The sequence below is a fragment of the Pedobacter sp. genome (genome assembly GCF_035566355.1).
In the GTDB taxonomy this organism is placed as follows: Bacteria; Bacteroidota; Bacteroidia; order Sphingobacteriales; family Sphingobacteriaceae; genus Pedobacter.
Genome location: NZ_DATMRL010000697.1, coordinates 1 through 12,999 on the forward strand (window position 1 = coordinate 1; position 12,999 = coordinate 12,999).

15 protein-coding genes are annotated in these 12,999 nt (G+C 38.5%); 5 read left to right on the top strand and 10 right to left on the bottom strand.

The genetic code is table 11. The annotated features are described in order from the left end of the window. The 4 genes from VNZ46_RS27410 to VNZ46_RS27425 form a co-directional block, all read right to left on the bottom strand. On the bottom strand, positions 1–188 hold a 188-nt coding region (locus VNZ46_RS27410; protein ID WP_325564554.1), incomplete at its 3' end, for a hypothetical protein. A gap of 252 nt (positions 189–440) precedes the next feature. Next, positions 441–884 carry a protein-disulfide reductase DsbD domain-containing protein gene (locus VNZ46_RS27415; protein ID WP_325564556.1) on the bottom strand — a complete coding sequence of 148 codons (444 nt, stop codon included), beginning with the start codon at positions 882–884 and terminating at the stop codon, positions 441–443. A gap of 4 nt (positions 885–888) precedes the next feature. Beyond that, entirely contained in the window at positions 889–2,031 is a 1,143-nt protein-coding gene (locus VNZ46_RS27420) for a FecR family protein (protein WP_325564558.1), read from the bottom strand. A gap of 81 nt (positions 2,032–2,112) precedes the next feature. Continuing rightward, on the bottom strand, positions 2,113–2,694 hold the full coding sequence (locus VNZ46_RS27425; protein WP_325564560.1) for an RNA polymerase sigma-70 factor: 582 nt from the start codon (positions 2,692–2,694) through the stop codon (positions 2,113–2,115). A 133-nt stretch (positions 2,695–2,827) separates the two neighbouring features. On the opposite strand from VNZ46_RS27425, the gene VNZ46_RS27430 reads away from it, so the two are divergent. Beyond that, the gene (locus VNZ46_RS27430; RefSeq protein ID WP_325564562.1) at positions 2,828–3,103 is read left to right on the top strand and encodes a UBP-type zinc finger domain-containing protein; all 276 of its coding nucleotides are present in this window, start codon (positions 2,828–2,830) and stop codon (positions 3,101–3,103) included. A 6-nt stretch (positions 3,104–3,109) separates the two neighbouring features. Here the strand turns inward: VNZ46_RS27430 and VNZ46_RS27435 are convergent, their stop codons facing one another. After that, positions 3,110–4,018: a DUF5996 family protein gene (locus tag VNZ46_RS27435; protein WP_325564564.1), complete on the bottom strand. Its 909-nt coding sequence runs from the start codon at positions 4,016–4,018 to the stop codon at positions 3,110–3,112. Positions 4,019–4,554: 536 nt separating this feature from the next. Between VNZ46_RS27435 and VNZ46_RS27440 the strand changes: the two genes are divergently transcribed. Next, positions 4,555–5,685, top strand: a complete 1,131-nt coding sequence (locus VNZ46_RS27440) for a S1/P1 nuclease (RefSeq protein WP_325564566.1) — start codon at positions 4,555–4,557, stop codon at positions 5,683–5,685. A gap of 53 nt (positions 5,686–5,738) precedes the next feature. On the opposite strand, the gene VNZ46_RS27445 is transcribed toward VNZ46_RS27440, so the two are convergent. Both VNZ46_RS27445 and VNZ46_RS27450 read right to left on the bottom strand, forming a co-directional pair. Next, the gene (locus VNZ46_RS27445) at positions 5,739–5,984 is read right to left on the bottom strand and encodes a hypothetical protein (RefSeq protein ID WP_108549750.1); all 246 of its coding nucleotides are present in this window, start codon (positions 5,982–5,984) and stop codon (positions 5,739–5,741) included. 40 nt (positions 5,985–6,024) lie between these two features. Then, on the bottom strand, positions 6,025–6,375 hold the full coding sequence (locus tag VNZ46_RS27450) for a hypothetical protein (RefSeq protein WP_325564569.1): 351 nt from the start codon (positions 6,373–6,375) through the stop codon (positions 6,025–6,027). A gap of 328 nt (positions 6,376–6,703) precedes the next feature. Between VNZ46_RS27450 and VNZ46_RS27455 the strand changes: the two genes are divergently transcribed. Continuing rightward, positions 6,704–7,231 carry a hypothetical protein gene (locus VNZ46_RS27455; RefSeq protein WP_325564571.1) on the top strand — a complete coding sequence of 176 codons (528 nt, stop codon included), beginning with the start codon at positions 6,704–6,706 and terminating at the stop codon, positions 7,229–7,231. Positions 7,232–7,239: 8 nt separating this feature from the next. On the opposite strand, the gene VNZ46_RS27460 is transcribed toward VNZ46_RS27455, so the two are convergent. Next, positions 7,240–9,285, bottom strand: a complete 2,046-nt coding sequence (locus tag VNZ46_RS27460) for an ATP-binding protein (protein ID WP_325564573.1) — start codon at positions 9,283–9,285, stop codon at positions 7,240–7,242. A 615-nt stretch (positions 9,286–9,900) separates the two neighbouring features. Here VNZ46_RS27460 and VNZ46_RS27465 point away from each other — a divergent pair. Further along, entirely contained in the window at positions 9,901–10,548 is a 648-nt protein-coding gene (locus VNZ46_RS27465; protein ID WP_325564576.1) for a cation diffusion facilitator family transporter, read from the top strand. Between the two features lie 40 nt (positions 10,549–10,588). After that, positions 10,589–10,828: a hypothetical protein gene (locus tag VNZ46_RS27470; protein ID WP_325564578.1), complete on the top strand. Its 240-nt coding sequence runs from the start codon at positions 10,589–10,591 to the stop codon at positions 10,826–10,828. Between the two features lie 11 nt (positions 10,829–10,839). Here the strand turns inward: VNZ46_RS27470 and VNZ46_RS27475 are convergent, their stop codons facing one another. Together VNZ46_RS27475 and dnaA are read right to left on the bottom strand one after the other, a co-directional pair. After that, positions 10,840–11,256 carry a hypothetical protein gene (locus tag VNZ46_RS27475; protein ID WP_325564580.1) on the bottom strand — a complete coding sequence of 139 codons (417 nt, stop codon included), beginning with the start codon at positions 11,254–11,256 and terminating at the stop codon, positions 10,840–10,842. 20 nt (positions 11,257–11,276) lie between these two features. After that, positions 11,277–12,689, bottom strand: a complete 1,413-nt coding sequence (gene dnaA, locus VNZ46_RS27480) for a chromosomal replication initiator protein DnaA (protein ID WP_325564582.1) — start codon at positions 12,687–12,689, stop codon at positions 11,277–11,279. Positions 12,690–12,999: the final 310 nt, after the last annotated feature.

The following is a 12,999-nucleotide window of genomic DNA, read 5'->3' on the forward strand; positions in this document are numbered from 1 at the left end:
AGAGTAACCGGATTCGATTTTTCTATCAATTGTGCATCATAAAGCAATTGATACCCACTTTGCTTCTTGATTTTGATCAAGACCTTTTCCAGAGATGCATTTTTTTCGGACAAGGTGATCTGTTGAGAAAAACCTGCAGCAGAAACATGGATGCAGCAGATGATCATCATAATTGTGGTTAGTTTCATAATTAAAATCATTTTAGATTTTAAATCGGAGGAACGAGTATTGCGTTTTTTAAAGCAATGACATTCCTTGTATAGAATCTTGAAATTCATACATTTGTTAAGTTAAGGTTGTGGTCGGTTGATTGATTCGTTTAATTACTGATGTGCCTTAATAAAACCAGTTGCGTTCCAGCGCACCTGGTTTATTTTTTTTCGGCTTTGTATACATGTTACATAGGCTTAAATTTAGGTTTGCAAATATCTTTACGGTTTTTACCCAACCGGAACATTAAAACTCACTTCAGTTGCCTGTTTACACTCTTTATCGGTGCACACCATATAAGTAACTGTTGCCTTAAGAACCGTCTTTTTAACCAGCTTGATCTTCTGCTGAAAAACTACGGCATTCTTAAAATAAAGCAGATCAAACTTATAAACATCACTGTATTCTACAATAGGTTTAGGCTCAGCAATCTTACCCAAAAGCTGATAATTTTTAGAAGCCGCAAAAGCAAAAGTTGTTTTCTGAGGTCCACCTGCTTGCTGGTTTGTTGAATAAATATGCCAGTCTTTATCCATAACAGCCTTAAACATCACGACGACTTCCTTCGGATTAATTTTTTTCACTCCATAACTCCAGGTTACAGGATTGCTGATCTGTGCAGATGCCATGAATGCCATTAGCATTGCAGCCAAACTTAAAATGGTCTTCTTCATATGTTTACTTCTTCATTTTTATGGTGTTGTCTTCTATTACAAAGTTAATACGACTCGTTTCATAAAGCATTTTTAATACGCTGGACAAATTTGACTCCCGTTTTATAGCCCCGGAAAGCGCTCTATCTTTAGGAACATCACTATAATCAACATGTACATTATACCATCTCGACAACTGCATCAAAATATTCTGGAGTTTTGTTTTATTGAAAATAAACAATCCATCTTTCCATGCAGTAGCCATTTCCAGATCAGCAGGACTTATGGTTATCTTTTCTTTCAGTTCAGATTGCTCTCCAGGTTTTAAAACAGCAAAGTCTTCCCCCTCCAGGGGATTTGCAATTTTTCCTGAACGACGAACCATTACAGCCCCTTTGAGCAAAGTAGTAATTGTTGTCTCGCCAGTGTAACTGGTAATATTAAAATGAGTACCCAGAACAAGTACTTCTTGCTGTCGGCTCTTTACAATAAAGGGTTGTTTTGCATTATGGGCTACCTCGAAATATCCTTCTCCGCTTAAATCAACTCTACGTTCTTTTAAGCCCGTAAAAGAGGAGGGAAATTTAAGGACTGATGCTGCATTAAGCCACACTTTAGTACCATCAGGCAAAATGACCTGGTATTGCCCACCATTGGGTGTTTCTATCGTATTATATACAGGCTTGTCGCTCGCAGCCTCCCGGTCAGACAGCTGATATATCAATTGGCCGTCTGCAGATTTCCGTATAGCCACCCCGGCTTGTTTAGCCAGTTCCCCATTAGCCACATCCGTCAAGGTAATCCTCTTTCCATCTGCGAGGGTCAGATAAGCTTTGTTTCCTCCCGGAGCAACATCCTGCTGAACCAGTTCCTGCTTCGAGGCTAAAGAATGACTTTGATAAAAATATAATCCCAAACTCAGGCTAAGAAGCAGCACCGCAGCAGCAGCAATACGCGGCCATAACACTATTTTTTTCTTTACTTCAACATCCAGCTTCAATCTATCCCAAATCTGATCTACCCTACGTTCTGCCTCTGCTTCCTCAAAGTCTATAGTCTCCTCAGATCTCCATACCAGGTACCAGCTTTCCAGCATACCAATTTCCTCAGCAGTGCATTGTCCTGCATCGAATTTTTCCAGTAATGTCTTTAATTCTTCTTTATTCATCTTTAATGAGGCCTTAATCGGTCGCTTAAATATATAGACCCTTAACTCCAGCCCAACAGGTAGATAATTTTTAAAAAAAATTTAATGCCTGATCAGAAAGATTAAAAAAGTCAATAAACCCAGTTTCGTTCTTAAAATTTTCAATGCATTGGTAACTTGCTTTGAGACAGTTTGCTCAGAAAGATGAAGGTGGTCTGCTATTTCTTTATGAGAAAGATGTTCTTTGCGGCTCATCTCAAATATTTGCCTCATCTTAACTGGAAGCGATGCGATTTCCTTTTCTATCTGGACCATAAGTTGATTTTCTCTAACCAAATGGTCCGTTACATTCACAGCCCGTTCACCGGCCTCAAAAAAAGACGAGAGATAAACAGACTCAATATCCTTATGGGACAGCAATTTAAAAATCCTGTTTCTAACCGCAGCATACAAGTAGCCAGACAAGTGCGTCTTCAAAACAAACTGCGCTCTATTGTTCCACAGCACGGCAAAAAGATCATGCACCAAATCTTCAGCTTCATCCGCATTTCTAATGCGCTTATAAGCATGCAGATACAAAAGGTATTTATAACGGTTATAGATTTCCGTGAACGCAACCTGATCACCAGACTTCAATAAGTCAGCTAACTGATGATCTTCAAGTCTGCTATATAGATTCGTCATCTTAATAATATCGGACCACTATTTGGAACAATGTTAAAAAAAGTTGAGGGGTTGATTTTGAGTAAAAATACTAAATCTTCAAACTATTTAATAATTATTCCCTATTTTTATTAGGCATAAAATAAGCCACCGTATGGAAAGCCCTGAAATCTGTAACCATATTCAAGAAATCAAAAGCCTGAAGCTTGCTAAAGAACTGGTATGCGAAGAATGTGTTAAAATCGGCAGCGATTGGGTGCACTTAAGAACCTGCCAAACCTGCGGTACCACCCTTTGCTGTGATCAGTCTGCCCATGCCCATATGACCAATCATTACCACAAAACGGATCATCCGGTGGTTATTTCTGCAGAACCCGGCGAAAAATGGTTGTGGTGTTATAAAGATGAAGTCTTTGCAGACTATCAATAACTCTTCCTATTGAGTACCCTCCCATAGATCCTCTCCCCATTTAGCCAGCCCCGATCCAATTCCATAAGTACTTCTTAGAAAATCAAGCAATTGACCTTCCGGATTTTCCGCCCGCTGAACTATCGCATAAGGCAATACGAACTCCCGTAATTCCGGATGATAATAGGCTCCTGACGGCTTAACTTCACCATCTTTATACCCCTTAGGTTCAGGATACAAATAACAATAAAAGGTAGCTTCAGGAAGCGCCTCACTTCCGGGCCAGAAACCTGAACTGCTCACCTCCCTGCAATAAGCTTCTTCTGCAACCCAATCTGGTAAACCGGGCACCCCGCCAGGATGTTTAGGTGCTTTGCGTCCGGAGAAGAAAGAAAGCGCCATATCAAAACTTCCCCAAAAGAAATGAATAGGACTACATTTCCCTTTAAATTCACTTCTAAACTGCATAAATACATTTTGAATGGAAAGTAATGCCTGGTGAAAAGCAATCACCTCATTCTCTTCATAGGTATGATGAACTGTATCTGACTTAAAATCTATAGGCTCCGCGATCTCTACCGGAATAGATTTAATTTCTAACTCAATACCTAAACTTTTCAAGTCGTCAAAGATCTTTTTATAAAAGGCAGATACAGAAAGTCCATGCAAACTGAACTTCCTGGAAGCTCCGCTGCTGGTGTTCATTTTCAATTCATGACTTACAAAATCAAAATCTATCTGAAAATTCAGTTCCTTGTGGGGCATATTTTGTGTTGTCAATCCACTTGGCGTAATGTGTAAAGTAATATGCCAGGAATGATTTACCCATGGTAGTGTTGCCAGTTTTATTTTCCCGACAATCTGAGTCCATAACTGTAAAGTCTCATAAGTAGATTTGCCTTTTTCATAAGAAAGTACTGGCCACTGTGTTTTCATCAGTTTTATAATTAGTGGTGTTTTGTTATATCTTCTTAATATTCATAAGCCTTTAATAACTATTTGTTCCTAAAGCTTTACTTAACCACAAAACAAATGAACACAGTAATTGTGTGCAAAATTCATCATCACCATAAAATACCTTTCAGCTATTAAAGGAAATTTTAAATCTGGAGGCATTTACTTTTGGAAGTAATTGGCAGTTTACCTATACGGAGGCCTATAATTAAAGCGGGACCTCCCTATCCCTGGTTGGTCCCGCTCATCTAAATTAACGCTCTCACATATATATACGCTCAAAGTTTTAAAATATTGTGAGGTCATACAACCGATGTAAAAAAGAAATTAATTTTTAACATTTTATATGCTGCGATACACTAAATTATACCTGCTCTGTTTACTCAAAAAAGACGAAAACTAAAATTCACTAGTCTATATACTGATCAATTACTTCCTTTCAAAAATTTGTAGCAGTTTTTAATTTGTTACAACTATTGCTAATATTTCTAATCCTACTACCGTAGATTTGCGGCCGTATGAAAAAAAGAATATTAATTTACCTTCTATTCCCGTTGGGAATCCTAATAGGATCATGGGGTGCAATTGGTCACCAAACCGTAGCCAGAGTAGCAGAGAATCATTTAACACCAGAAGCAAAACTGGCGGTCAAAGATCTGTTGGGAAACGAAACTCTTCCAGGAATCAGTAGCTGGGCAGACCAGGTCAGGTCTGAGCCAGCATATAAAGCCACAGGCCCATACCATTTTGTAAACCTGCCTTCCGGACTTCCTTATAAAGCATTTGAAGATCAAGTAAAATCTTTAAAAAAAGACAATCTCTATTCTGCACTTTTACAGTACGAAAAAGCACTCTCTGACCCTAACAATTCTAAGGATAAGAGAATAGAAGCACTAAAGTTCGTGGTCCACCTGGTTGGCGATGCCCACCAGCCCATGCACGTAAGCCGCGCAGAAGATAAAGGAGGTAATACAATACAAGTTCAGTTTGATGGAAAAGGAACCAATTTACATTCCTTATGGGACAGCAGAATGATTGACCGCCTTCGCCTGAGTTCCGTTGAACTTGCAGAAAAATGTAACCAGGCCAGTCCTGCACAAATCAAACAATGGCAAGCAACGGCACCCGTTCAATGGCTTTATGAAAGTTATCAGTTGAGCAATAGGTTGTATGCGGAAGTGGAAAAGGGGAACAAATTATCTGATGACTACTACACCAGACATCTTCCCGAAATTCAGAGCCGGATAGAAATGGCTGGTGTAAGACTTGCCGGTGTTCTAAACCAGATCTTTAAAAACTACAAACCTTCGGCAGAAAGACCACAGGAAAACCTAAACGCTGAAACTCGCCAAAATACAAACCCAATCGTTATAAAGAATACAGCTGAAGTAGTAAATTACCTTGGAAAGTATGTCACTGTAACAGATGTTGTTTATGACTTTAAAGTAATCAGCAACAATCTTACCCTTCTCAACCTTGGCGGCAAATACCCTAATCAGATCCTTACAATTGCGATTAAAGGACCTTCTGATACTAAGGATTGGAAAGGCAAAAAAATATCGGTTTCAGGAATACCAAAGCTTTTTAAAGGCAAACCAGAAATTGAAACTCATCAGGCAGGAAGCATCAGCTTCCAGGCATCTAAATAAAAAAGAAGAGGCTAACAGAACTAGCCTCTTCTTTTTTATTTACCCTATTATTATTACTGATCATAAATCTCTATTTGCTCTCCAATTTGCTGTACCAATTCCGGGGCAATCAAATCTGCACTGCTCCAGATGATCCCAACTTCATCAATATCCGCCCAAATTTTCCCTAAAAAGGATTGTTCCTCAAATACCTGATATTTGCTGTCATTCGGGTCTACCAATACAACTAACTGTTCTTCTCTGCCGCCAGTTAACACGGTGATCTCAAAAGGTTCCATAGCATTAGTTTCTACATCCATAACATATGATGTAGAATTAATGTTTTAATTTCCTAAAACCTTAAGATAATTCCTGCAATTCCTCAGGTTTGATTCTTCGCTCAGGGCGATAACCAATCAAAGCCAAATTGATTTCATCCTGCGTATTCGGATTAATTAACCGGGAACAATAAGAAGTTCCGTCTTCATAACAAAAACTGATCACTGTACGCTCTTTGGGATAGTCAATCTCGGGCAAGGCTGAAAGCACACTGTAAAGTCCGTTAAATACTTCGCGTATATCGTCTGTTTCCGGCAACACAAATAAAATTTCGTCCCTTTTGGAATCGAAATAAGAGATAGACCTCCAGTTGCGGTTGGCATAAAATTGTTTCAGGTTAAGCTGCAGCTGCGATTTATAAAGATGTTTCATGAAGAGTTTGGTTCCGGGCACTAAGATACATTATATCCGTAATACTAAAAGCGAATAAACATCCATATTCCTAAAGAAGAAACAGATAATTTACACATGTCTGCAAAAAACTATATATTTGTAAAAAATATTATCATGCTGCGTATCCAACATATCCATCTGAATCACATTAGCCCACTTTCCCGGCTGATAGGCTTGGGTATGAGCTTAAAATTTCTTCCTGGCCACTAGCGCACACTATTTAAATAGACTAGCTTTTAAAATTTAATTCATTAACCATTCTTTGCTAAGATCTTTAACGACTTAACAAATTACAATATATATCCTTATGGACATTTTATACACTGTAGAAGAAAAGTATCTGCAGGCCGTAGAAGAACTTAATTATGGTGAGCTTCCAAAAGCGCTTCACTATTTTAATGAAATTATCAATGCAGAACCTGATTATGCAAGAGCACATTATCAGCTAGGTTGCTTCTACCATTATCAATTTAAGAACTTCCAAACCGCAGGTTACCATTACCAAAAATGTGTAGAACTGGAACCTGAATTTCCCGACGTGTATGAACATTACCTAAAATTGGTAGTAACGCTTAAAATGCACAAACTGGTAGAACAAATTGCAGAGAAGGCTTTAGCAGTTCCCGGAGCAAACAAAGCTCAGATTTATGAAAATCTGGGTATATATGCTGAAGAGCAGCAAGATTTACAAACTGCAAAAGAACAATATAAAAAAGCTGCCCTCAGTGCTGTATCTTCCACAGACCACAGTCTGTATCAAGATCACATCAAGCGGATTACGGCAAAGAAGATAGCAGGTCAAACCATGACCTACACTTACGACCAAGAGCAATAGGACTAGTCCTATTGCTCTTCCAATACTTTCAAAAGCAATTCATGCATCTCTTCGGGTTTGAAGGGCTTTGACAAAATATGTGATACCCCAATTTGTCCTAATCGGGTTCGCACTTCCTCCAAAATATCGGCAGTAAAAACAATCACTTTAGTTCGGGGATATTCAAAATGGATTCTTTTAGACAGCTCATACCCATCCATACCCGGCATATGCAGGTCCACCAACACCACGTCAAAATTCTTTTCCTCCATCCGCTTTAAAGCTGCATAACCACTATTTGCCTGGTCAGCCTTGATTCCAAACCTGTCCAGCTGGTGTGAAGCAACCAATAAATTAACTGGATTGTCATCTACAACAAGTAAATCAAAATCCGGTAAACTCTTGTAGCCCGATCGCTGAATATCTGGTGTTTTCTCCGCGAACGCACCACCAATTTTAAAATCAATCTGGAATTCGAAAGTTGTTCCCTCAAGTGGCTTACTTGTCAAATAGATTTCACTTTTAAAAAGGTTAATCAAGCCCTTGGTGATGCTAAGTCCAAGCCCTGTCCCCTGCTGCTCCCTATGAGAAGCCTGCTGCACCTGATGAAACTTATCGAACACCAAATAATGAAGGTGCTCTGGAATTCCGATTCCCGTATCGGTAACCTTAAAGAGAATCCCAGCCCATTCTGCATCTAGTTTAACCCTTTCCAAGCTGATGGATACCCCTCCGGCGTCTGTAAATTTAATCGCATTTCCAACGAGATTATTTAAAATCCTGCTCAGTCTAAGGTCATCAATCATTAAACAATTTGGAATCCCTTCATTGTGAAAGAATTCCAGTTTCAAACCTTTCGCCTCTGCCATGGGCGTAAACTGTTTCCCTATATTCCTCACCAGGGCAATTAAGTCTGTTTCCTTCTCACTTAATTCCATCTTGCGGCTTTCTATTTTCTCCAGATCCAGAATATCATTAACCAAATGTAAAAGATGGTTGGAAGAAAAGTTCAAATGGTCTATATATTCGATAGTTTTCGGATCTGAAAAAAGTGACTGATTTAATAAATTGCAGATACCGATGATCCCATTTAAAGGCGTCCGGATTTCATGGCTCATAATAGAAAGGATTTCTGTCCGTTTTCTGGCAATCTGTTCGGCCAGGTTTTTAGATTCAATGAGTTCCAGATTCATTCGTCTCAATTCCAGCGCATTTTGCTCCAGCTGGTCACTCATATCCTTTTTAGAAGTAATATCTTCTATAACACAAACAATTCTCGCTTCTCCATGTTCAGTATCTATCTTTTGAAATTTAGCACAAAACCAATGGTGTTTTTTCTGATCAAAATCAGGATATATACACTCTTGTCTTTCTCCTGTAAGAATCAGCTTTTCAATGCAGCCAATAAATCTATTTCCAAATTCGCCGAACACTTCTTTAAGGGTCTTATTCATAAATTGTTCCGGAGGAATGAACAATTTAGTCTTATCCTTTACCCAGACCCTCCTGATGACCATCTGGTCATTAAGTTCCAGCACAATATCATCGAGAGATTCAATCAAACATTGCAAACTCACCATTTTACTGAGGTTACGGTTAAGCTCTATATTTCTGCTTCTTTGTTGCTCCTGATCTACAAGCATACTCCTTAAAACAGGAATACTCAATCTGATGAGTTCACATTTCTTTTCTATATTCTCGCTCTTATATCCTATAAGAGATACAGTCCAGCAAATCTCCTTTGTATCTTTTATACCCCATGAGAGTTGTTCAATATCTTGTTCGTATCTGATAGAGCACTGCTCCTTAATCATTAATACCCTATTATTGAATAGAATAACATTCGGATTTTCTTTTGGCTGCAGAACAATGATATCCAACATAACATCTTTATGATGAAAGATTGCAGCCCCTAAAGAATCGGTCTGCCGGCAAAGCTCCAAAACAAGGCCTTCCAACACACTGGTTTTCAAATCACTATGATAATAGCCATCGAGTAGGTGTATTAGTTTATCTGCAAACACCAGATTTGATTGCAGCGAATAATCTTCGGACGTATTGGTTAAGTATTCCATATTATACAGTACTCTACAGATCTTTAGTTAAAATACACAAAAAATCTATTTTGAAGTACTAAAGACATTGAATTATTGATTTAAATGTTCGTTGTCTTACACTGAAAAAATCAGGCCAATATCTTTTTGTTTTTTATTTACATACCAAATTACAGATTTCTCCACCTATGTAAGGAGATTTGTGGCCCGATCATTTAAGTAATAATAATTTTAATGCCTTATTCAATTGCGTTGTATCCAGTTCCGGAAGAAGATTCAGAACAATGGGTTCGGCATGCATGCCTTTACCTCTGATACAAAGAAATAATAAAAAATAAGCATGGCATTCCCATCCGGAAATCACCATGCTTTCAACTTATTACTACTTTTCAGGTTATGAAGCACATTTAATAGTAACAGAGCAAACTGTATTTTGTACTAAGAGCCTCAAATATCCTATTTGCATTTGTACTTATAAATGGTTAACCTGAAAATCCATAAACTTTAAAGAAGAAGCGCAATTAAACCATATTTAATTCTAAAAAAAAGACATTTGATCAATCTGATTTATATATTATTGGGTTTATTCCTATTTTATTTACCCTTTTGTTTTTAATATCTTTATAAATAAAAATAATGGGCGAACACCATCACGAACATACACATGACCATCATGGACATAACCACGGTGCTGTAGTTAAATTATCAAATGTAGGTACTGTCTTCATTACTGGCATTGTGCTGAACATGGCTTATGTAATTGTACAGGTCGTCATTGGTTTCAAGATCAACTCCCTTGCACTGCTGTCTGACGCCGGGCACAACTTTCTGGATGTTGGCGCATTGGCTTTATCGCTGCTCGCCTACAAACTTCACCAATCAAAACCTACTAACAAATACACCTACGGCTACAAAAAATCGTCAATCCTGATTTCACTTTTCAATGCCATTGTATTACTGATTTCTATCGGTGCTATTGGATATGAAGCCATTTTAAGATTCAACAACCCGCAGCCGCTGCCAGGGGTAACCATTGCAATCGTTTCGGCCATCGGGATTGTGATCAATGGAGTTTCAGCTTTTATGTTCTTTAGAGATAAAGAGAAAGACCTGAATGTAAAAAGTGCATTCCTTCACCTCGCTGCAGATGCACTTGTTTCTCTAGGACTGGTTGCCGGGGGCATTATCATGTTATTACACACATATCTATTGGATAGATCCTGTATTGAGCCTAATTGTTTGTGCAGTAATCATTGCCAGTACATGGAATTTATTGAAAGGTAGCCTCCGGCTGTCACTTGACGGTGTACCCGAAAATGTTGACTTGGAAAAAGTAAAAGAAGCCGCCTTAAAAACAGTTGGGATAACTGGAATTCATCATATTCATGTTTGGGCCATCAGCACTACTCAAAATGCATTAACGGCCCATATTATTATCGAAGAACACACCAGCCTTGAGGAGGCGCAAAAAATCAAAGGCAATCTAAAGCATGAACTTGAACATCAAAACATTCAGCATGCAACACTGGAAATTGAAATTAAAATCAATAACCATAAATGTTAAAACCATATGAACTAGGCCATAACTTCAGTTTCCTGAAGGGACTGTTCTTTTAACCGGGTATTGATCTGATCAAACTGCGCTCTGCCATCAGGATGCAATGCTAATATGCCGTCAACCTGATTTTGTTCTCCACACGCTATCTTTGCGTTCAATTCAAGAACATCCTGCTCCGAGAGTCCTGTGGCCTCAAACTTTGAAGTCCAGTACTTTACAAACTTAGCCATGGTCTGGGTTTCCATTTCTCGAACAATTGGAGATAAACGCTCCTTCAAAAGAGCAGCCTCATTCATTTCTTTAGTGTAAAAAGGATGGAGTGCTTTTATAAAGGGAATCTGATGGTTTTGGACTTTTCTAATGATACTGATCAGATAAGGAACAAAAAGGATAACCACCAGAGCGGTGGTTATCGTAATAGCATTTATAGTCATGATTTTTATTGTCGTTTGAATTAGCTCATGCTTAGTTTTTTCTGGATATCTGTTACATACCCTTTGAATTTTTTATCGCTGTCAATCAGGTCTTCAACAGTCTGGCAGGCGTAGATTACTGTGGAGTGGTCACGGCCTCCGTAAAAAGCACCAATACTCTTTAAAGAAGATTTAGTCAGGCTCTTAGACAGATACATGGAAATTTGCCTGGCCTGTACCACCTCACGTTTACGTGTTGGCGATTTCACCAGATCAAAAGGTACTTCGAAATACTCACAAACAACTTTTTGAATATATTCCAGAGAGATTTCTTTACTGGTATTTTTAATGAAATTTCTCAATAATGATTTAGCCAAAGGCAGATCAATTTCTTTTTTGGTCAAAGTTGCCTGTGCAAGCAAAGAAACCATAGCACCTTCCAGTTCACGAACATTATTATCAATATTATGAGCAACATATTCAACAACCTCTGAAGGTACATTAACACCATCCTGGGCTGTCTTTTTTCTCAAAATAGCCATTCTGGTTTCCAAATCAGGAATTTGCAGATCGGCAGAAAGACCCCATTTAAACCGGCTCAGCAAACGCTCTTCCAATCCGGATAAATCTTTTGGTGCCTTATCAGAAGTAATGATAATTTGTTTGCCAGACTGGTGTAAGTGGTTAAAAACATGGAAAAAAATATCTTGTGTCTTTTCCTTTCCTGCAAAATTGTGGATATCATCCATAATAATCACATCCATAGCCTGATAGAAATTCACGAAGTCATTGATGGTATTGTTTTTTAAGGATTCGACAAACTGCTGGCAGAACTTTTCACAGGAAACAAAAATAACGAGCTTTTCTGGATATACACTTTTAATCTCGTTACCGATAGCCTGTGCCAGGTGCGTTTTACCCAGCCCTACCGAGCCATAAATCATGAGAGGGTTGAAGGACGTCCCTCCTGGTTTAGCTGCAACGGCGAAAGCCGCAGAGCGTGCCAGACGATTACAGTCTCCTTCTATATAGTTCTCTAAGGTATAATTAGGGTTAAGTTGTGGATTAACATTCAGTCTTTTTACACCCTGTACAACAAATGGATTTCTCAGATCTTTACCCGTTGATGAGGTGGTTGCCGGTGTGGAAGCAGGTACTGTCTGTGCTTTGGTAGATACAGAGTTGTTTTTGGATGTTTTATCCTCTACAACAATATTGTATTCCAAACGTCCTTCCTCTCCAAGTTCCTGTTTTACCGTTTTGCGTAAAAGGCCTACATAATGCTCCTCCAGCCACTCGTAAAAGAATAAACTTGGTACTTGTACAGTTAAAACGTTTCCTTCTAATTTTAAAGCAGAGATAGGCTCAAACCAGGTCTTGTAACTTTGGCTTGGGATGCTGGCTTTAATTGTTTGAAGTGAGTTATTCCACACTGCGGTACAAGTATTCTGCATAGACATTTTAATTAATTTGATGTTGTTTTTTATTCTTTATTCACCCCTGAAAAAAGCTTCCTTCTTTTTTGGGATTGCGAAGATCAAGAATATTACCAACAAAAAAACATAAACTTATCCTAATCATTAAGCCACTAAAAAGCAACCCGTTAAAAGACGTTTTTCTGGCAAAATGTGGATAACTCTCGCTTATCCACAGGTTTTGTTAATTACCCCGCTTTGGCCTAAATTTGGACATGAATTTCACCCTTATACATCTGGATATTTCTGCTGTCTCAACGCTTCAAAAAATTGCCCGGAAAACCTTTTT

Coding starts and splice junctions, on each gene's coding strand:
- VNZ46_RS27415 (WP_325564556.1), bottom strand. CDS start 884: ATGAAGAAGACCATTTTAAGTTTGGCTGCAATGCTAATGGCATTCATG.
- VNZ46_RS27420 (WP_325564558.1), bottom strand. CDS start 2,031: ATGAATAAAGAAGAATTAAAGACATTACTGGAAAAATTCGATGCAGGA.
- VNZ46_RS27425 (WP_325564560.1), bottom strand. CDS start 2,694: ATGACGAATCTATATAGCAGACTTGAAGATCATCAGTTAGCTGACTTA.
- VNZ46_RS27430 (WP_325564562.1), top strand. CDS start 2,828: ATGGAAAGCCCTGAAATCTGTAACCATATTCAAGAAATCAAAAGCCTG.
- VNZ46_RS27435 (WP_325564564.1), bottom strand. CDS start 4,018: ATGAAAACACAGTGGCCAGTACTTTCTTATGAAAAAGGCAAATCTACT.
- VNZ46_RS27440 (WP_325564566.1), top strand. CDS start 4,555: ATGAAAAAAAGAATATTAATTTACCTTCTATTCCCGTTGGGAATCCTA.
- VNZ46_RS27445 (WP_108549750.1), bottom strand. CDS start 5,984: ATGGATGTAGAAACTAATGCTATGGAACCTTTTGAGATCACCGTGTTA.
- VNZ46_RS27450 (WP_325564569.1), bottom strand. CDS start 6,375: ATGAAACATCTTTATAAATCGCAGCTGCAGCTTAACCTGAAACAATTT.
- VNZ46_RS27455 (WP_325564571.1), top strand. CDS start 6,704: ATGGACATTTTATACACTGTAGAAGAAAAGTATCTGCAGGCCGTAGAA.
- VNZ46_RS27460 (WP_325564573.1), bottom strand. CDS start 9,285: ATGGAATACTTAACCAATACGTCCGAAGATTATTCGCTGCAATCAAAT.
- VNZ46_RS27465 (WP_325564576.1), top strand. CDS start 9,901: ATGGGCGAACACCATCACGAACATACACATGACCATCATGGACATAAC.
- VNZ46_RS27475 (WP_325564580.1), bottom strand. CDS start 11,256: ATGACTATAAATGCTATTACGATAACCACCGCTCTGGTGGTTATCCTT.
- dnaA (WP_325564582.1), bottom strand. CDS start 12,689: ATGCAGAATACTTGTACCGCAGTGTGGAATAACTCACTTCAAACAATT.